This is a genomic window from Amycolatopsis sp. NPDC058986 (assembly GCF_042741125.1).
Lineage (GTDB): Bacteria > Actinomycetota > Actinomycetes > Mycobacteriales > Pseudonocardiaceae > Amycolatopsis.
The window spans coordinates 1-19186 of the sequence record NZ_JBHYJW010000023.1 but is presented as its reverse complement, the minus strand read 5'-3'; the positions used below and the strand labels follow the sequence as shown (position 1 = coordinate 19186).

The 19186-nt window shown below is 70.3% G+C and carries 17 protein-coding genes; 13 read left to right on the top strand and 4 right to left on the bottom strand.

Translation table 11 applies throughout. From position 1 onward, the window contains the following. Positions 1-12 precede the first annotated feature (12 nt). Positions 13-1080, top strand: a complete 1068-nt coding sequence (gene pheS, locus ACFW0G_RS20995) for a phenylalanine--tRNA ligase subunit alpha (protein ID WP_378327022.1) — start codon at positions 13-15, stop codon at positions 1078-1080. Beyond that, entirely contained in the window at positions 1081-3654 is a 2574-nt protein-coding gene (pheT, locus tag ACFW0G_RS20990; RefSeq protein ID WP_378327021.1) for a phenylalanine--tRNA ligase subunit beta, read from the top strand. A 65-nt stretch (positions 3655-3719) separates the two neighbouring features. On the opposite strand, the gene ACFW0G_RS20985 is transcribed toward pheT, so the two are convergent. Both ACFW0G_RS20985 and ACFW0G_RS20980 read right to left on the bottom strand, forming a co-directional pair. Further along, the gene (locus ACFW0G_RS20985; protein WP_378327020.1) at positions 3720-4832 is read right to left on the bottom strand and encodes a S1 family peptidase; all 1113 of its coding nucleotides are present in this window, start codon (positions 4830-4832) and stop codon (positions 3720-3722) included. A 316-nt stretch (positions 4833-5148) separates the two neighbouring features. After that, the gene (locus ACFW0G_RS20980; RefSeq protein ID WP_378327019.1) at positions 5149-5865 is read right to left on the bottom strand and encodes a DNA alkylation repair protein; all 717 of its coding nucleotides are present in this window, start codon (positions 5863-5865) and stop codon (positions 5149-5151) included. 133 nt (positions 5866-5998) lie between these two features. Here ACFW0G_RS20980 and ACFW0G_RS20975 point away from each other — a divergent pair, with 133 nt between their 5' ends. Beyond that, the gene (locus ACFW0G_RS20975) at positions 5999-6487 is read left to right on the top strand and encodes a helix-turn-helix domain containing protein (RefSeq protein ID WP_378327018.1); all 489 of its coding nucleotides are present in this window, start codon (positions 5999-6001) and stop codon (positions 6485-6487) included. A 119-nt stretch (positions 6488-6606) separates the two neighbouring features. On the opposite strand, the gene ACFW0G_RS20970 is transcribed toward ACFW0G_RS20975, so the two are convergent. Then, positions 6607-7587: a helix-turn-helix transcriptional regulator gene (locus tag ACFW0G_RS20970; RefSeq protein ID WP_378327017.1), complete on the bottom strand. Its 981-nt coding sequence runs from the start codon at positions 7585-7587 to the stop codon at positions 6607-6609. Positions 7588-7649: 62 nt separating this feature from the next. On the opposite strand from ACFW0G_RS20970, the gene argC reads away from it, so the two are divergent. The 8 genes from argC (at position 7650) to argH (ending at position 16097) form a co-directional block, all read left to right on the top strand. Continuing rightward, entirely contained in the window at positions 7650-8678 is a 1029-nt protein-coding gene (gene argC, locus ACFW0G_RS20965) for an N-acetyl-gamma-glutamyl-phosphate reductase (protein ID WP_378327016.1), read from the top strand. After that, on the top strand, positions 8675-9835 hold the full coding sequence (gene argJ, locus ACFW0G_RS20960) for a bifunctional glutamate N-acetyltransferase/amino-acid acetyltransferase ArgJ (RefSeq protein ID WP_378327015.1): 1161 nt from the start codon (positions 8675-8677) through the stop codon (positions 9833-9835). Before argC ends, argJ begins: the two co-directional genes overlap by 4 nt. Continuing rightward, positions 9832-10749, top strand: coding sequence for an acetylglutamate kinase (argB, locus tag ACFW0G_RS20955; RefSeq protein ID WP_378327014.1), 918 nt, complete (start codon positions 9832-9834; stop codon positions 10747-10749). Before argJ ends, argB begins: the two co-directional genes overlap by 4 nt. Further along, positions 10746-11945 carry an acetylornithine transaminase gene (locus tag ACFW0G_RS20950; protein ID WP_378327013.1) on the top strand — a complete coding sequence of 400 codons (1200 nt, stop codon included), beginning with the start codon at positions 10746-10748 and terminating at the stop codon, positions 11943-11945. The genes argB and ACFW0G_RS20950 overlap by 4 nt, the downstream gene beginning before the upstream one ends. Beyond that, entirely contained in the window at positions 11945-12871 is a 927-nt protein-coding gene (gene argF, locus ACFW0G_RS20945) for an ornithine carbamoyltransferase (RefSeq protein ID WP_378327012.1), read from the top strand. The genes ACFW0G_RS20950 and argF overlap by 1 nt, the downstream gene beginning before the upstream one ends. A gap of 73 nt (positions 12872-12944) precedes the next feature. Beyond that, positions 12945-13463, top strand: a complete 519-nt coding sequence (locus tag ACFW0G_RS20940; protein WP_378327011.1) for an arginine repressor — start codon at positions 12945-12947, stop codon at positions 13461-13463. Beyond that, positions 13460-14659 (top strand): argininosuccinate synthase, encoded by a 1200-nt coding sequence (locus ACFW0G_RS20935; protein ID WP_378327010.1) that lies wholly within the window; start codon positions 13460-13462, stop codon positions 14657-14659. The genes ACFW0G_RS20940 and ACFW0G_RS20935 overlap by 4 nt, the downstream gene beginning before the upstream one ends. A 22-nt stretch (positions 14660-14681) precedes the next feature. Then, complete coding sequence (argH, locus tag ACFW0G_RS20930) at positions 14682-16097, top strand: argininosuccinate lyase (protein ID WP_378327009.1); 1416 nt, start codon at positions 14682-14684, stop codon at positions 16095-16097. Between the two features lie 20 nt (positions 16098-16117). Here argH and ACFW0G_RS20925 read toward each other — a convergent pair whose 3' ends face one another. After that, positions 16118-16777, bottom strand: coding sequence for a TetR/AcrR family transcriptional regulator (locus tag ACFW0G_RS20925; protein ID WP_378327008.1), 660 nt, complete (start codon positions 16775-16777; stop codon positions 16118-16120). Between the two features lie 113 nt (positions 16778-16890). On the opposite strand from ACFW0G_RS20925, the gene ACFW0G_RS20920 reads away from it, so the two are divergent. Further along, positions 16891-17529: a DNA-3-methyladenine glycosylase gene (locus ACFW0G_RS20920; RefSeq protein ID WP_378327116.1), complete on the top strand. Its 639-nt coding sequence runs from the start codon at positions 16891-16893 to the stop codon at positions 17527-17529. A gap of 56 nt (positions 17530-17585) precedes the next feature. Then, the gene (gene tyrS / locus ACFW0G_RS20915) at positions 17586-18860 is read left to right on the top strand and encodes a tyrosine--tRNA ligase (RefSeq protein WP_378327007.1); all 1275 of its coding nucleotides are present in this window, start codon (positions 17586-17588) and stop codon (positions 18858-18860) included. Positions 18861-19186 lie beyond the last annotated feature (326 nt).

The following is a 19186-nucleotide window of genomic DNA, read 5'->3' as shown; positions in this document are numbered from 1 at the left end:
CGCCGAGGAGTTATGTCCGAAGCCAACGACAAGCAGGATGCCCAGCCCGTGGCTGCGCTCGCCCCGGAGACCTTGCGGGGGGCCGTCGAGCGCGCCGAGACGGAGTTCGCGGCCGCGGCCGGGCTCGACGAGCTGGCCGCCGTGAAGCCTGCGCACCTCGGTGACCAGTCACCGCTGCTGCTCGCCCGCCGGGAGATCGGCGCCCTGCCCAAGACCGAGAAGGCCGAGGCGGGCAAGCGCGTGAACGAAGCGCGCCAGGCCATCCAGGCCGCCTTCGACAAGCGCCGCGCCGAATTGCAGGCCGAGCGCGACGAGCGCGTGCTGCGCGAGGAAGCGGTCGACGTCACGTTGCCGTGGGACCGGATCCCGCGCGGTGCCCGGCACCCCATCAGCACCGTCTCCGAGCGGGTCGCCGACGCCTTCGTCGCGATGGGCTACGAGGTCGCCGAGGGCCCGGAACTGGAGGCCGAGTGGTTCAACTTCGACGCGTTGAACTTCGGCAAGGACCACCCGGCACGGCAGCTGCAGGACACGTTCTACGTCGGTGACGAGGACTCCGGGCTGGTGCTGCGCACGCACACCTCGCCGGTGCAGGCCCGCACGCTGCTGCACCGCGATCTGCCGGTGTACGTCGTCTGCCCTGGCCGCACCTACCGCACCGACGAACTGGACGCCACGCACACCCCGGTGTTCACCCAGGTCGAGGGCCTCGCCGTGGACAAGGGCATCACGATGGCCCATCTGAAGGGCACCCTCGACGCCTTCGCCCGCGCGATGTTCGGCGAGAGCTCGAAGACCCGGCTGCGGCCGCATTTCTTCCCGTTCACCGAGCCCTCGGCCGAGGTGGACGTCTGGTTCGAGGAGAAGAAGGGCGGGCCCGGCTGGGTCGAATGGGGTGGCTGCGGCATGGTCAACCCGAACGTCCTGCGTGCCTGCGGGGTCGACCCCGAGGTGTACTCGGGCTTCGCGTTCGGCATGGGCATCGAGCGCACCCTGCAGTTCCGCAACGGCATCCCCGACATGCGGGACATGGTCGAGGGCGACGTTCGGTTCACCCTTCCCTTCGGAACGGAGGCGTAAGTGCGAGTTCCGGTGAGCTGGCTGACGGAGCACCTCGACGTCAGCGAGGAAGTGACGCCCCAGGATCTGGTCGACGCGTTCGTGCGGATCGGCATCGAGGTCGACGACGTCAGCGGGCTCGGCCCGGTGACCGGCCCCCTGGTGGTCGGCCGGGTGGCCGAGATCGAGGAGCTGACCGAGTTCAAGAAGCCGATCCGGTTCTGCCGGGTCGAGGTCGGCGAATCCGCCGACGAGACCGCCGCCGACGAGACCGCGCTCGGCGCCGAAGACGAGGACGACGACGAGGACGGCCCCTTCGAGCACGAGGGCCCGCACGGGCTGAAGACCCGCGGGATCATTTGCGGCGCCAGCAACTTCGACGAGGGCGACCTCGTCGTGGTCGCGCTGCCCGGTGCCGTGCTGCCCGGCGACTTCGCCATCACCGCGCGGCAGACCTACGGCCGCACCAGCGACGGCATGATCTGCTCGGCGCGTGAACTCGGCATCGGCGACGACCACGCCGGCATCCTCGTGCTGCCGCCGGGGACCGCGAGCCCCGGCGACGACGCGCGGGAGCTGCTCGGGCTGGACGACACGGTCATCGAGGTGACACCGACCCCGGACCGCGGCTACGCGCTGTCGATTCGCGGGTTGGCCAGGGAGTTGTCGAACGCGCTGGACGTGCCCTTCGGTGACCCCGGTCAGCGGGAGGTCCCGGAGGCCGACCGCGACGCCTGGCCGGTGCGCGTCGAGGACACCGAGGGCTGCCGCCGGTTCGTCCTGCGCCGCGTCAAGGACCTCGACGCCACCGCCCCGACCCCGTGGTGGATGCGTCGCAGGCTGATGCTGTCCGGGATCCGGTCGATCTCGCTCGCGGTCGACGTCACCAACTACGTCATGCTCGAGCTCGGGCATCCGCTGCACGCGTTCGCGACCGGTTCGGTCCAGGGCGAACTGGTGGTGCGCAAGGCGAAACCGGGCGAGAAACTGACCACTTTGGACGATGCCGAGCGCGTGCTCGACGCCGACGACGTGGTGATCGCCGACGACTCCGGCGTCATCTCGCTGGCGGGCACCATGGGCGGGGCGAGCACCGAGATCACGCCGGAGAGCACCGACGTGCTGCTCGAGGCGGCGCACTGGGATCCCGCGTCGATCAGCCGCACCGCGCGGCGGCACAAGCTCTTCTCCGAAGCCGCCAAGCGGTTCGAGCGGTTCACCGACCCGCAGCTGTGCGCCGTCGCGGTCGAACTGGCCGCGAAGCTTCTGCGCCAGTACGGCGACGGTTCGATTCAGCCGGGTCGCACCGATGAGGGCGGCGTCGAGCCGAACCCGCCGGTGACCATGCCGATCAACTTGCCCGATCAGGTGGCCGGGGTCCGGTACGACCGGGGCGTGACGGTCCGCAGGCTGGCCCAGATCGGCTGCAAGGTCGCCGTCAGCACCAGTGACGACGGGGTCGCGCTCGTCACCGCGATCCCGCCGAGCTGGCGCGGTGACCTCGTGCAGCCCGCGGACCTCGTCGAAGAGGTCCTGCGGCTGGAAGGTTACGAGAGCATCCCGTCCACGCTGCCCGCCGCGCCGGCAGGCCGCGGGCTCACCGAACGGCAGCGTCGCCGCCGTGGTGTGGCGCGTGCGCTGGCCGAGTCCGGGTACGTCGAGGTACTGCCGTTCCCGTTCGTCGGCGCGGCGGTGTGGGATGCGTTCGGGCTGTCCGCCGAGGACGTGCGCCGCAAGACCGTGCGGGTGCGCAATCCGCTGGAGGCCGACCGCGACCAGCTGGCGACGACGTTGCTGCCCGGCCTGCTGGACACCTTGCAGCGCAACGTTTCCCGCGGCATGAAGGACGTCGCGCTGTTCCACATCGGGCAAGTCGTGCTGCAGGCGCCGAACCCGGTGAAGGTGCCGGAACTGGGTGTCGACCGGCGGCCCTCCGACGAGGAACTCGCTGTGCTCGAAGCCGCGGTGCCGATGCAGCCGCTGCACGTCGGCGTGGTGCTGGCCGGACAGCGGCAGCGAGCGGGCTGGTGGGGCAAGGGCGAGCAGGCGAACTGGGCCGACGCGGTGCAGGCCGCGCGGACGGTCGCCGAGGCGGCCGGGGTCGAGCTGACCGTGGCCGCCGCCGATCTGCCGCCGTTCCACCCCGGCCGCTGCGCTCAGCTGAAGGTGGGGGAGTGGCCCGTCGGGCACGCCGGCGAGCTGCACCCGAAGGTGGTCGAGGCACTGGGCCTGCCGCCGCGCACCGTCGCGATGGAACTCGATCTCGACGCGATCCCGCTGCCGGACTCGCGCCCGGCGCCGAGCGTGTCGAGCTATCCGCCGGTACTGCTCGACGTCGCGCTGGTCGCCGCCGAGGACGTGCCCTCGGCCGATCTCGCCGAGGCGTTGCGCACCGGGGCGGGTGAACTGCTCGAGGACATCACCCTGTTCGACGCCTACACCGGCGAGCAGGTCGGCGAGGGAAACCGTTCGCTGGCCTACAACCTGAGGTTCCGGGCACCGGACCGGACGCTGACCGTCGAGGAGGCCACCAAAGCGCGCGATGCCGCCGTGGCCGCGGCGGGCGAGCGGTTCGGCGCCACCATCCGCGCCTGAGTGCCCGGCCCGTGGGGAGGACGGTCGTGTCGTCCTCCCCACGGGCGGGATGATCGTCCCGGGCCTCAGTCGGATTCGAGGGTCAGGTCGTACCGGTCGAGTACTTCCCTGACCGGCTGGAAGTACGTGGCGCCGCCGTCGGAGCAGTTACCGGAACCGCCCGAGAGCATTCCCTGGGCTGTCACGTGCTTCGTGCCCGAACCCGAGGACGGCCGGCTGACGAACGACCCGCCGGAGTCACCGGGCTCCGCGCAGACGTCCGTCCGGGTCAGGCCGTACACGATGTTGCCGTGGCCGTAGTTCGCGGTCTGGCCCGTCGCTTCCACGTGGCCGCAGTGCCAGCCGGTGGTGGAGCCGGACCGGCAGACCCGGCCGCCGACGCCGACCACGGCGCTACCGTCGATCCGCACGTCCGAGCCTGCTCCGTAGCGGTCGACTCGCGGTGGGGTCGAAACGTCGTCCTCGGTCACCTTCACGGTGCCGTAGTCGTTGCCGGGGAAGGAGGACTTGGCGACCTTGCCGATGGTCCCGCCGGTGCCCTTGACCGTGCCGCCGAGATTGGTGCAGTGCCCGGCGGTGATCACGAACAGGTCGTCATGGGCGTCGTGGGCGGTGAAGCCCACCGAACACCGGCCCTTGGCGAAGTACAACGCCTGGCCGCCGATGACGGCCCACAGGGGACGTGGTGCCTGAGCGACCGGCCGGACACGCAGCGAGGACGCGCCGGCGGCGGCGACCCAGGCCAAGCCCGCGGCATCGTTGTCCAGCACGTCGACCACCACCTCGTTGCGCGGAACATCGACGTACCATCCGGTCACCGAGGCGGGCACCGCGGTGGCGGTGTCCGCTGCTCTTCGATCCAATGTGGACTGAATGTCCGTCAGTTCCGCGGCACTGTGCCGTACCACTTTCGGTACCCCGCCACCGGCGCGGACCTGATCCGCGCGCGTGGCGTCGGTGATGCCCACGACGAAGACGCCGGTCGCCGGATCCAGCCAGGAACCGGCGAAACCGGCGCCGAGCGAAGCGCGCAGCGACGTCTGCGCGGCGGCGAGCGCGGCCGGACCGGACGTCTCGGTCAGGTCCGGAGCGGTGGCGGCCGCCGGTGTCGCGAAGGCGGCCGCGGCGATCGCGGCGCCGAACAGTGCGGCAACGGTGCGAAGCGGAAACCGATTCACAAAATCCTCCGAGAGAAACAGGAATCGAGAAAACGGGCGGAGCAGAACTGCGAGCGCTCAACGACGTTACGCCGGTCCTCTTCCGCTCGAATAGCGCCGTTTGAGCATATTCGGGCCCCTCGAATGCCGCGTCGATAAGTCATAACCGGCCCGCTCGATCCCTCACAGGAGTGACGCGTGGCCTCTTTTGCTCCAGCGCCTGGCAGTGGTGCGGCCCCCGGATTTTCCCCGTGCTGCTGGATCGTCGCACCGCAATTGTCACCGGATCGGGCAAGTAAGGGAACCCGGACAGCGCAGTCTCTTCGCGAAACAACGCTCACCGGGCACGGCCTGCCTCCTCGCCGGTGCCGAGGTGCTTGAGCGCTTCCCGGCGGGACAGCCCGGACAGCTCGGGATGATCGTCCACAAAGGATCGTACCCAGCCGGGCGCGGTCTTCGCGTAGTCCCGCAGTGCCCAGCCGATGCCCTTGCGGAGGAAGAACTCCTTCTCGCCGATCGAGGCCTCGACGGCGCGGGCGAGGAGTTCGGTGTCGGTGGCCTCCTTCGCGCCGAGCTGGCAGATGATCGCGGTGCGTCTGCGCCACAGGTCCGGATCGATCGCCCAGGCGCGCAGCACCGGGGTGACCGCCGCGGGAGCGCCACGCAGGATCGGGCCGACGCGGCGGGCGGCCAGTTCGTCGACGTAGTCCCACCACGCCCCGGTCACGATCATCTCCTCGTACAGCCCGAGCAGCTCCGGGCCCTGCCAGTGCCGGTAGGCGCGATGGCCGGTGAGATCGATGGCGGCATACCGCTCCTCGCGGTATTCGGCCTCGTGCCACAACGCGCGGACCGTCGCCGCGAACGTTTCCCGGTCGGGAAGGACGTGCTCGGCGAGAATCCGTTTCAGCAAACCGGCGCGCGGTGGCTTCGGCACCCCGCGGTACGGCATCGCCGACTTCATATACGCCCGCATGGCGGGTGCCTTCACCGGATCGGCCAACGCGGCCAGCCCGTTCCGGACGGCCGAGATCAGCCGCTGGTCCGCGCCCATGTGTGCTCCTTTCGAACCCGGTGCCCGGTCGTCGTCCGCGACGGTAGGCGAAGGGGCCGACAATTTCGGAACGCGGTCGGGTGTGCGCCGAGGGTGAGCGAAAATTGTCGGGGGTGCGCGCTAGCTTCACGGCATGACGATCATCGACGAACACCGGACCGAGGTCCGGCAGGGCAACACCACGTATCAGATCGCGGTCGCGACGCGTAGCGGCGACCGTGCCGAACCCCGGGTGACGATCACCGTGGGCGCGACGGGGCCGGAAGGAGAACAGGTCGCCGACGGGCGGCTCGAGCTCGACGTCGAAGCCGTGCCCGCGGTGGCGGATCTCCTCGCCACGAGCCTGTATGCCTTCGGCGGGGCGGGCGGTCCGCCGCGCCGAAGAGTGCGGGACCGGCCCGCCCGGCAGGGCAGGCCGTGGACCGAAGAGCAGGACGCGGAACTGGAAAACCGGTGGCTGGCGGGCGAAAGCGTCGAAGACATCGCCCGGCACTTCGAGCGGACGCCGGGCGGGATTCGCGCACGGCTGCCCCGGGTCGGCTGCGATCCGGAGCATCCTGGCGAATATCTCCCGGCTCCGCCCAGCCGCCGTAGCGAGTCCGAGGGAGGCGCTGTGGACTAGAGCGCGACGCCGCGGATCGGGCCGGTACCAGCCCGATCCGCGGGCGTCCCGCCGATGCTGCCCTCCCACGGGCTCCAGGCGCTGGGCGCGCCTGCCGTCAGCGGTAGCCGATCACCGCCTCACACCGCCGTTTCCTCCGACGGTGCGGCCGGGATGGCGGACGCCGCACGGGTGGCGAGGTCACGGAGGTGGGTGCTCAGCTCGGGTGGTTCGTGCACGGTGAACGCGCAGCCGAGGCTCAGCAGCCGGAACGCGAGCCACTCCAGCGTGTCGGCGGTGCTGCGCAACCGGCAGCTCCGCTCGTCCAGTGGTTCGAGATCGCCGAACTGCGCACCGAGCCGTGCCCGCGCCTGCTCGATCGGGAGTGCCAGCGTGATGGTCGCTTGATAAGAGGGCAGGAGGCTGTACATCCGCTCGATCACCCAGGCTGCCATGTCCTCGGCCGGTGGCTGCCGCGGTGTGACGCGGCCGCCGGTCGCGATCGCGTCGCGGACCCGGTCCGCGCGGAAGGTCCGCCAGTCCTTCCGGTCGACGTCGTAGGCGACGAGGTACCAGCGGCGTCCGGTCGCCACGAGGCGGTGCGGTTCGACGAACCTGCGGGATTCCGTATCGTCGCCCGCGCGGTAGCGGAAGCGGACGGTCTCGTTGTTCGTGATCGCCGCGGCGAACACGGTCAGCTGCGCCGGATCGACGGCCGGGCCGCCACCGGGCACGGTGACCGTCGCGTTGCCGAGCGCCCCGACGCGGTAGCGCAGCCGGGAGGGAAGCACCTGCTCGAGTTTCGCGAGCGCCCGCACGGACGCCTCGTCGATGCCTTCGACGGTCTGCGCCGCGGCGGTGCGCAGGCCGACGGCGATCGCGACCGCCTCCTCGTCGTCGAGCAGCAGCGGGGGCATCGCGGTGCCGGCGACGAGCCGGTAGCCGCCCGCCGCGCCTCGGGTCGCCTCGACGGGATAGCCGAGTTCGCGGAGCCGGTCGATGTCCCGCCGGATGGTGCGGGCGCTGACGTCGAGCCGTTCGGCGAGTTCGCTGCCCGGCCACTCCCGGGGTGTCTGGAGCAGAGACAGCAGATTGAGCAGGCGGGCAGGCGTGTCGGTCACCGAGTCAGCATCCCACCGAACCCGGTTTGATTGGATTTGCAAGATGGTGCATAATCATTCGTATGACGGTGAAGATCGCGGTCGCCGGAGCGAGCGGCTACGCCGGGGGAGAACTCCTTCGCCTCCTGCTCACCCACCCCTACGTCGAGATCGGCGCACTCACGGCGGCCAGCAGCGCAGGGACACCGCTGGGCGCGCACCAGCCGCATCTGGCCCCGTTGGCGGACCGCATGCTCGCTGAAACGACGCCGGAAACCCTTGCCGGGCACGACGTCGTGTTCCTGGCGCTGCCGCACGGGCACTCCGCCGAGATCGCCGCGCGGCTCGGGCCGGACGTGCTCGTCGTCGACCTCGGCGCCGATCACCGGCTCGCCGACGCCGCCGACTGGCAGCGCTGGTACGGCGGTGAGCACGCGGGTCAGTGGCCGTACGGCCTGCCCGAACTGCCCGGGGCACGAGAGAAGCTCACCGGCACCAAGCGGATCGCCGTCCCCGGCTGCTTCCCGACCGGGGGCTCGCTGGCGCTCGCCCCGGCGCTGGCCGCCGGGCTGATCGTCCCCGACGTCACGATCGTGTCGGTGACCGGGACGTCCGGTGCGGGCAAGAGCCTCAAGCCGAATCTGCTCGGCTCCGAGGTGATGGGCTCGGCCAGCCCGTACGGGGTCGGCGGCGCGCACCGGCACACGCCGGAGTTCGTCCAGAACCTTTCCGCGGTGGCGGGGACTCGTGTCTCGGTGTCGTTCACGCCCGTGCTGGCGCCGATGTCCCGCGGCATCCTCACCACGGCGAGCGCGCCGCTGACGGGTGAGCCGGACGAGGCCGCCGCGCGCGCCGCGTACGAAAAGGCCTACGACGCCGAGCCGTTCGTCCAGTTGCTCCCGGCGGGCAGGTGGCCGGCGACGGCCTCGACGCTCGGGTCGAACAACGTGCAGCTCCAGGTCACCGTCGACGCCGACGCGAAGCGCCTGGTCGTCGTGGCCGCGATCGACAACCTGACCAAGGGCACCGCGGGCGGTGCCGTCCAGTCGATGAACCTCGCGCTCGGCTTCCCCGAGCACACCGGACTTTCCGCCGTAGGAGTAGCACCGTGACGATCACCGGTCCGCAGGGTTTCCGTGCCGCGGGCGTCGCCGCAGGGATCAAGGCCTCCGGCGCGCTCGACCTCACCCTGGTCGTCAACGACGGCCCGCTCGACGTGGCCGCGGGCGTGTTCACCCGCAACGTGATCAAGGCCGCCCCGGTGCTCTGGTCGCAGGAAGTCCTGAAGCGGCGGCGGCTCAAGGCCGTCGTGCTGAACTCCGGCGGCGCGAACGCGGCGACCGGCCCCGGCGGGTTCCAGGACACGCACGCCACCGCGGAAAAGGTCGCGGAGGTGCTCGGCACCGGCGCGATCGAGGTCGCGGTCTGCTCGACCGGACTCATCGGCGAGCGGCTGCCGATGAACGCAGTACTGTCCGGAGTGGACACCGCGGCCAAGGCGCTGGAAGCGAGCCCGAGGGCGAGCCTGAACGCGGCCACCGGTGTCATGACCACCGACACCAAGCCGAAGCAGGCCTACGCACAGCACGAAAACGGCTGGAGCGTCGGCGGATTCGCCAAGGGCGCCGGGATGCTCGCGCCGAATCTGGCCACGATGCTCTCGGTGCTCACCACCGACGCGGTCGTGAGCCCGGACGTCCTCGACCGCGCGCTGCGCGCGGCCACGGAGGTCACTTACGACAGGCTCGACGTCGACGGCGGCACGTCCACCAACGACACCGTGCTCGTGCTCGCTTCGGGCGCGAGCGGGTCCGAGCCGTCCGAAGCCGAGCTGACCGAGGTGCTGACCACGGTCGCGCTCGACCTCGTCCTCCAGCTGCGCGCGGACTCCGAGGGCGCGACGAAGGACGTCGACGTCGTGGTGAAGGGCGCCGCCACCAAGGAGGACGCCGTCACCGTGGCCCGCACCGTCGCCGAGGACAACCTGGTCAAGACCGCGTTGTTCGGCTCGGACCCGAACTGGGGCCGCGTCGCGATGGCGCTGGGCCGTGCCCATGCCCGGATCGAGCCGGAACAGGTGTCGATCGCGATCAACGGCGTCACGCTGTTCGCGCACGGCACCACCGCCGAGGACCGGTCGGCGGCCGATCTGTCCGGGCGCGCCATCGAAATCGTCATCGACCTCGGTGTCGGTGACCACACCGTCACCGTCTTCACCACCGACCTTTCCCATGGTTACGTCGAAGAGAACAGTGCTTATTCCTCATGAACAGGGAGGCTCTGATTTCCGCGGACGAGAGGCTGGAGACGGCGGCCGAGAAGGCCGGGGTGCTCATCGAGGCGCTGCCCTGGCTGCAGCGGTTCCACGGGGCGACGGTGGTGGTGAAGTACGGCGGCAACGCGATGGTCGACGACCGGCTCAAGCAGGCGTTCGCCGAGGACATGGTGTTCCTGCGGCTGGCCGGGCTGCGCCCGGTGGTCGTGCACGGCGGCGGCCCGCAGATCAGCGCGATGCTGGGCAGGCTCGGCATGACCGGGGAGTTCAAGGGCGGTCTCCGGGTGACCACACCGGAGACGATGGACGTCGTCCGGATGGTGCTGGTCGGTCAGGTCAGCCGCGAGCTGGTCGGGCTGATCAACGCGCACGGGCCGTACGCGGTCGGTATCTCCGGCGAGGACGCCCGGCTGTTCACCGCCGAGCGCAAACAGGCCACTGTGGACGGTGAGCCGGTCGATATCGGCCTGGTCGGCGAGGTCGCCGAGGTCAACCCGGACGCGGTGCTCGACATCGTCAACGCCGGGCGCATCCCGGTGGTGTCGACGGTGGCCCCGGACATCGACGGCGTGGTGCACAACGTCAACGCCGACACCGCCGCGGGCGCGCTCGCCGCGGCGCTCGGCGCGGAGAAACTGGTCGTGCTGACCGATGTCGAGGGGCTGTACGCGAACTGGCCGGACCGGTCCTCGCTGATCGACCGCCTCGACGTCCGCCGCCTCGAACAACTGCTGCCCGGCCTGGCCAGCGGCATGATCCCCAAGATGGAGGCGTGTGTCCGCGCGGTCCGCGGCGGGGTCCGCCGCGCCCACGTGATCGACGGCCGAATAGCCCACTCGGTGCTGCTGGAGGTCTTCACCTCGCGCGGCATCGGCACGATGGTCTTCCCCGAAACGGAGCAACCGTGACCCTACAGTCCAATGTAGACGGCCAGGAGCACTGGAAGTCCGCGCTGATGGACAACTACGGCACCCCGGCGCTGACCCTGGTCCGCGGCGAGGGCGCCACGGTGTGGGACGCCGACGGGCGCGAGTACGTCGACCTCGTCGGCGGCATCGCGGTCAACGCGCTCGGCCACGCCCATCCCGAGGTGGTGCGCGCGGTCAGCGAGCAGATCGCGAAGATCGGCCACACCTCGAACCTCTACGTCAACCCGGTCGCGGTCGAACTGGCCGAGGCGCTGCTCGACGTCGCCGGTCTCGCCGGCAACGGCAAGGTGCTGTTCGTCAACTCCGGCGCCGAGGCCAACGAGGCCGCGCTCAAGATCAGCAGGCTCACCGGCCGGACGAAGATCGTCGCCGCGGAGGGAGCGTTCCACGGCCGGACCATGGGCTCGCTGACGCTCACCGGCCAGCCTGCGAAGCGCGAGCCGTTCGCCCCGCTCGTACCCGGTGTCACGCACGTCCCGTTCGGCGACGTCGAAGCGCTGCGCGCGGCCGTCGACGGCGAGACCGCGGCGGTGTTCCTCGAGCCGGTCCTCGGCGAGGGCGGCGTCGTCCCGGCACCCGCCGGTTACCTGCACGCCGCGCGCGAGATCACCAAGGCCACCGGCGCGCTGCTCGTCCTCGACGAGGTGCAGACCGGCATCGGCAGGCTCGGCACCTGGTTCGCCTTCCAGCAGGCCGGGATCGTGCCGGACGTCATCACGCTGGCCAAGGGCCTCGGCGGCGGGTTGCCGCTCGGCGCGGTCATCGGCGTCGGCGCGGCGGGCGAACTGCTCAAGCCGGGCCAGCACGGCACCACGTTCGGGGGAAACCCGGTGTGCTGCGCGGCCGGGCTCGCGGTGCTGCGCACCCTCATCGAGGACGATCTGCTCGACCATGTCGCCGCGCTGGGCAAGGACATCGCGGCCGGGGTCGAGGCGCTGCACCATCCGCTGGTGGCCGGTGTGCGCGGCAGCGGCCTGCTGCTCGGGATCGCGCTGCGCAAGCCGGTTTCCGCCGCGCTGCAACAGGCGGCGCAAGAGTCCGGCTATCTCGTCAACGCCGTCGCGCCGGACACCGTCCGGCTGGCGCCGCCGCTCGTGCTCACCGACGAGCAGGCCGAAGGTTTCGTCGCCGCGCTTCCCGCGGCACTCGATTCGATCACCCCGAAGGACGACTGATGCCCCGCCACTTCCTCCGCGACGACGACGTCAGCCCGGCCGAGCAGGCCGGGCTGCTGGACCTCGCCGACGCGCTCAAGGCCGACCCGCTCGGCAGCAAGGCGCTGGCAGGCAAGTCCGTCGCCGCGATCTTCGAGAAGAACTCCACCCGGACCCGCCTGTCCTTCGACGTCGGGATCTCGCAGCTCGGCGGGCATTCGGTGATAGTGGACGGACGCTCGATGCAGCTCGGTCGCGAGGAGACCATCGAGGACACCTCGCGGGTGCTGTCCCGCTACGTCGACGCCGTGGTGTGGCGGACGTTCGCGCAGAAGCGCATCGACGCGATGGCGTCGGTGTCGCGGATCCCGGTGATCAACGCGCTGACCGACGAGTTCCACCCGTGCCAGGTGCTCACCGACCTGATGACGATCCGGGAGCGCAAGGGCAAGCTCGCCGGGCTGACCATGGTGTACCTGGGCGACGGCGCGAACAACATGGCCCATTCGCTGCTGCTCGGTGGCACCACCGCCGGGATGCACGTGCGGGTCGTCTCCCCGGAGGGCTTCCAGCCCGACCAGCAGGTCATGCTCGACGCCAAGCACCGGGGGACCGAAACCGGTGGCAGCGCCACGGTGTTCGCCGACCCGTACGCCGCGGTCGACGGCGCCGACGTCCTGGTCACCGACACCTGGACGTCGATGGGACAGGAGAACGACGGTCTCGACAGGGTCGGCCCGTTCCGCGCGTTGCAGGTCAACACCGAGCTGCTGAAGCGCGCCGCCGACGAGGCGATCGTGCTGCACTGCCTGCCCGCGCACCGGGGCTGGGAGATCACCGACGAGGTGCTCGACGGCCCGGCCAGCGCGGTGTGGGACGAGGCCGAAAACCGGCTGCACGCGCAGAAGGCGCTTCTCGTCTGGCTGCTCGGCCAGGAGGCATCGTGAGTGAAAATGGCGGAGCCCCGCTCGCGAATGCCGACCGGGTGCGGGTGTCCCGCAGGACACAGGAGCGACGTAAGTGACCAGCAGCAGGGCCGGGCGCCAGGCGCGGATCACCGAACTGGTGTCCACGATGGCCATCCGCAGCCAGACCGAGCTCGCGAAGCTCCTCGCGGCCGAAGGCATCGAGGTCACCCAGGCCACGTTGTCCCGGGATCTCGACGAGCTGGGCGCGGTCAAGCTGCGGGGCGCCGACTCGGGGGCGCCGGTGTACGTCATCCCCGAGGACGGCAGTCCGGTGCGCGGGGTGCAGGGTGGTACCTCACGGCTGTCCCGGCTGCTGGCCGAGCTGCTGGTCTCGGTGGACTCGTCGGGGAATCTCACGGTGCTGCGCACGCCTCCGGGCGCGGCGCAGTTCCTGGCCAGCGCGATCGACCGGTCGGCGCTGGAGGAGGTCGTCGGTTCGATCGCGGGCGACGACACGGTGGCGGTGATCGCCAGGGAACCGCTGTCCGGCAAGGATCTCGCCGAACGGTTCGCCGCGCTCGCGCGGCGATCGTCTACTTTGGACGCGGAGGACGAAGGAGGAGGATCGTGACCGAGCGGATCGTGCTCGCCTATTCGGGCGGGCTGGACACGTCGGTGGGCATCGGCTGGATAGCCGAGGAAACCGGCGCCGAGGTCGTGGCCGTGGCCGTCGATCTCGGCCAGGGTGGCGAAGACCTCGAAACGATCCGGCAGCGCGCGCTCGACTGCGGTGCCGTCGAGGCCGTCGTGGCCGACGCCCGCGCGGAGTTCGCGGACGAGTACTGCCTGCCCGCGCTGCAGGCGAACGCCCTCTACATGGACCGCTACCCGCTGGTCTCGGCGCTTTCCCGGCCGGTGATCGTCAAGCACCTCGCGGAGGCGGCGAAGTACCACGGCGCGACCACCGTCGCGCACGGCTGCACCGGCAAGGGCAACGACCAGGTCCGCTTCGAAGTCGGCATCGGCGCGCTCGCGCCGGACCTCAAGGTGATCGCCCCGGTCCGTGATTTCGCGTGGACCCGCGAGAAGGCCATCGCCTACGCCGAGGAACGCGACCTCCCGATCGACGTCACCAAGAAATCGCCGTTCTCGATCGACCAGAACGTGTGGGGCCGCGCGGTGGAGACCGGGTACCTCGAGGACCTGTGGAACGCCCCGACCCAGGACGTCTACTCCTACACCGAGGACCCGGCGGCCAACTTCGAGGCGCCCGACGAACTGGTGATCACCTTCGACAAGGGTGTCCCGGTCGCGATCGACGGCGAGACCGTGACGGTGCTGGAGGCCATCCAGCAGCTCAACCGGCGGGCCGGCGCGCACGGCGTCGGCCGGCTGGACATGGTCGAGGACCGGCTCGTCGGCATCAAGAGCCGTGAGATCTACGAGGCGCCGGGCGCGATCGCGCTGATCACCGCGCACCAGGAGCTGGAGAACGTCACCGTCGAGCGGGACCTCGCCCGGTTCAAGCGGCAGGTCGAGCAGCGCTGGGGCGAGCTGGTGTACGACGGCCTGTGGTTCTCGCCGTTGAAGGACGCGCTGGACACCTTCATCCAGAAGTCGCAGGAGCACGTCTCCGGCGAAATCCGGATGGTGCTGCACGGCGGCGCCGCGGTCGTCAACGGCAGGCGCAGCGAGGAGTCGTTGTACGACTTCAATCTCGCCACCTACGACGAGGGCGACACCTTCGACCAGTCGCTGGCCAAGGGTTTCGTGCAGTTGTGGGGCCTGCCCAGCAAGATCGCCGCCAAGCGGAACCTCCAGAAGTAACACCTCCCAGGAAAGGCAGAACGTGAGCAGTAACGAGCAACCGGTGCAGTTGTGGGGCGGCCGGTTCGCCAGCGGACCGGCGGAAGCGATGGCGGCGCTGAGCGCGTCGACCCATTTCGACTGGCGCCTCGCGCCGTACGACATCGCCGGCTCGCGTGCGCATGCCCGCGTGCTGCGCAAGGCCGGGCTGCTCACCGAGGACGAGCTCACCGGGATGCTCTCCGCGCTCGACACGCTCGCCGAGGACGTCGCGTCCGGCGCGTTCACCCCGACGATCGCCGACGAGGACGTGCACACCGCCCTCGAACGCGGTCTGCTGGAACGCGCGGGCACCGAGCTGGGCGGCAAACTGCGGGCGGGTCGCTCGCGCAACGACCAGGTCGCGACGTTGTTCCGCATGTGGCTGCGCGACGCCGGGCGCCGGGTCGTCGCCGGCACGCTGGACGTCGTCGACGCGCTGGTCTCGCAGGCGCGGCGGCATCCGGACGCGATCCTGCCCGGCCGCACGCATCTGCAGCACGCCCAGCCGGTGCTGCTGGCGCATCACCTGCTCGCGCACGGCCAGTCGCTGCTGCGGGACGTCTCGCGGTTGCGGGACTGGGACGCCCGCACCGCCGAATCGCCGTACGGTTCGGGCGCGCTCGCCGGTTCGTCGCTCGGTCTCGACCCCGAAGCGGTCGCGGCCGAACTCGGCTTCGATGCCAGTGTCGAGAATTCCATCGACGGCACGGCTTCGCGGGACTTCGTCGCCGAGTTCGCGTTCGCCGTCGCGATGCTCGCGGTCAACCTGTCCCGGATCGCCGAAGAGGTGATCATCTGGAACACCGCCGAATTCGGCTACGTCACCCTCGACGACGCCTGGGCCACCGGCAGCTCGATCATGCCGCAGAAGAAGAACCCCGACGTCGCCGAGCTGACCCGTGGCAAGGCGGGACGGCTGATCGGCAACCTCACCGGGCTGCTGGCGACGCTCAAGGCGCAGCCGCTGGCGTACAACCGGGATCTGCAGGAGGACAAGGAGCCGGTCTTCGACTCCGTCGAGCAGCTGGAACTGCTGTTCCCGGCGATCGCGGGCATGCTCGGCACCCTGACCTTCCACACCGAGCGTCTCGCCGAACTCGCCCCTGCCGGTTTCACGCTCGCGACCGACATCGCGGAATGGCTTGTGCGCCAAGGGGTTCCGTTCCGGGTCGCGCACGAGGCGGCGGGGGAGAGCGTCCGTGTCGCGGAAGCCCGCGGTGTCGGTCTCGACGAGCTGACCGACGAGGAGTTCGCGAAGATCGACCCCGCGCTGACCCCGGCCGTCCGCGAGGTCCTCACCGTCGAAGGTTCCGTGCGGTCCCGGAACGCGCGCGGTGGTACCGCGCCCGAGCGGGTCGCCGAACAGCGGGAGCGCCTGGTCGAGCGAGTCGCCGAGCACCGGGCGTGGCTGCGGTAGCTCACCCGACGAACCTTCGGTTAACGGTGGCCGTTCTTGCGCAGCCGCGCCTTGACAGCGCGGCTGGCCACCGGGCCGAGGCCCTCCACGACGTCCACGAGCGTCGCCAGCTGAGCCAGCGCCGCGAGCGCCTGTTCGCCGCCGTCGGGATCGACCGAGTCGAACAGTGTCAGGCCCAGAAAACCCGCGGACACCGCATGGGCGAGGCCCGAGGGATCCGCGAACCCGGTCAGCGGCGAATCGGCCAGCACCCTGGTCAACGTCGTCCGTACCTCGGCGATCCACTTGTCGAGGGCTTCGCGGGTCGCCTCGGCGAGCCTGCCGCCGCCCTGCGACCCGGCGAGGGTCTGGGCCAGCACGGCCATATTGCCCTCGGCTCGCTCCTCGGCGTGGATCCGCTGCCCGAGTTCCAGCAGTTCGCCGACGGTACGGACTTCGGCGAAACGGGGGCGGTACAGCGCGACGCGGGACTCGGTGGCCACGATGCACGCCTGCGCGACGAGTTCGTCGACGCTGCCGAAGTGGTAGAAGATCAGTGCCTGGTTCACGTTCGCCGCGGTCGCGACCGCGCGCGCGGACACCGCCGTGATGCCGTGGTTCCGGATCGTCGTCAGCACGCCGTCGATCAGCCGCTGCTTGGTGCTCGGCGGCTCGGCGGTGGTCTTCCGGTGGGCGGTCATCGGCTCCCCTGGGATTGAGCGTCTGCTCAATCGAGACTGTAGCTCACCGCGTTCGTGATCGCGGGTGCCTCTACGATGCGTACTGGGAGCGGGCGCGAGAAGGGGAGCGGGACATCACTGCGGAAACGACGACGCACGGCCGGATCTTCACGCGCGCCGAGCTGGCACTCGATCCGGTCGACCTCGCCGAACTACTGCTGGGCGCGGTGATCGAATCCACCGGCCCGGACGGCACGGTCGCGGTCCGGCTGGTCGAGGTCGAGGCGTACCGGGGGCTCGACGATCCGGCGTCGCACTGCTACCGCGGCCGCACCCCGCGCAACGCCGTGATGTGGGGCCCGGCCGGTCACCTGTACGTGTACTTCGTGTACGGCATGCACTTCTGCGCGAACGTCGTTGGCACCGAAGACGGTCAGCCGGGCGCGGTCCTGTTGCGGGCGGGGGAGATCGTGTCCGGCACCGAGATCGCCCGCGCCCGCAAGCCGGCGGCCCGCGGGAGCGGCGAACTCGCGAAGGGGCCCGCGATCCTGACGTCGGTGCTCGGGATCGACCGCGAGCAGAACGGCGTCGACCTGACCGATCCGGACTCGCCCGTGCGGTTGCTGACCGGGGAGCGGGTGCCGCCGGAGCTGATCCGCACCGGTCCGCGGGTCGGCGTCGCGATGGCCATGGAAACTCCGTGGCGGTTCTGGATCGACGGCTCACCCGCCGTCTCGACCTATCGCAGGGGCGGTCGCAAACGCCCGCGCTGACGCCACGGGCGACCCCGTACCAAACGGCTTGACCTGGTGCGGGAAGATCTACAGGTGTGAGTGAGCACATCCTTGACGAGTTGACCTGGCGCGGCCTGATCGCGCAATCCACCGACGCCGGCGCGTTGCGGCGAGAACTCGACCAGGGGCCAGTCACGCTGTATTGCGGGTTCGACCCGACCGCGCCGAGCCTGCATGCCGGCAACCTCGTCCCGCTGCTCATGCTGTCGCGGTTCCAGCGGGCCGGGCACCGGCCGATCGTGCTGGCGGGCGGCGCGACCGGAATGATCGGCGACCCCCGTGACACGGGGGAGCGCACGCTGAACTCGCTCGACGTCGTCGCCGAGTGGGCGGGCCGGATCCGCGGGCAGCTGGAGCGGTTCGTCGACTTCGACGATTCGCCGACCGGCGCGATCGTGGAGAACAACCTGAACTGGACCGGGCAGCAGAACGTGCTGGAGTTCCTGCGTGACGTCGGCAAGCACTTCCCGGTCAACACCATGCTCAACCGGGAGACGGTGAAGCGCCGCCTCGAGACCGATGGCATGTCCTACACCGAGTTCAGCTACCTGCTGCTCCAGTCGCAGGACTACCTGCATCTCTACCGCAGGCACGGCTGCAAGCTGCAGGTCGGCGGCTCCGACCAGTGGGGCAACCTCGTCGGCGGGGTCGATCTGATCCGGCGCACCGAGTCGGCGGGCGTGCACGCGCTGACCGCGCCGCTGGTCACCGACTCGGAGGGGCGGAAGTTCGGGAAGTCCACCGGAGGCGGGAACCTCTGGCTCGACCCGGAGATGACCTCGCCCTACGCGTGGTACCAGTACTTCGTCAATGTGGGTGACGCGGACGTGGTCGGCTACCTGCGGATGTTCAGCTTCCTGAGCCAGGAGGAGATCGCCGCGCTGGCCGAGGACACCGAGCAGCGCCCGCATCTGCGGGCGGCGCAGCGGCGGCTGGCCGAGGAGTTCACGACCCTGGTCCACGGCGAAGAGCAGACACGTCAGGTGATCGCCGCGAGCCAGGCCCTGTTCGGGCGTGGTGAGCTGCGAGAACTCGACGCGCGGACGCTCGACGCCGCGATGGCGGAGGTTCCGACCGGCAAGGTCGAGCCCGCCGGGGACGCCACGATCGTGGACCTGCTGATCGCCGGCGGCCTGGTGGACAGCAAGGGCGCCGCCCGCCGCACCGTGAAGGAGGGCGGCGCGTACGTCAACAACGTGAAGGTCTCCGACGAGGAGTGGAAGCCGTCCACCGAGGACGCCTTGCACGGCCGCTGGCTCGTCGTCCGGAAGGGCAAGCGGAACGTCGCGGGCGTCAGCTTCGGCGGCTGATCGGCCGCTCGGCCCGAAACAGGGGCTTGACCTGCGGAAACGCGGTTAAGGTACCCCCCTGTTTCGGGCCGTTCGGAGGCGTGTAAAGTTCTTCAAGTCGCCAGGGAGACCGGGCGGCCGACCGGGACACGAACCAAGCTCTCGCCTAGGGCGATTGAGTGGGTGTTCCACCAAAAACTGCTAGGAATGACCGCCTCGATGACGGCCGTGTGTTGTGTGGCTGGGGTTGTGGTGTGTTGCTTGAGAACTCAACAGTGTGCTAGTGAACTAAGCCAGTAGAGCTTATTGTTTGAACCCCTCCTCGTGGGGGTTCCTTTGAGGATATG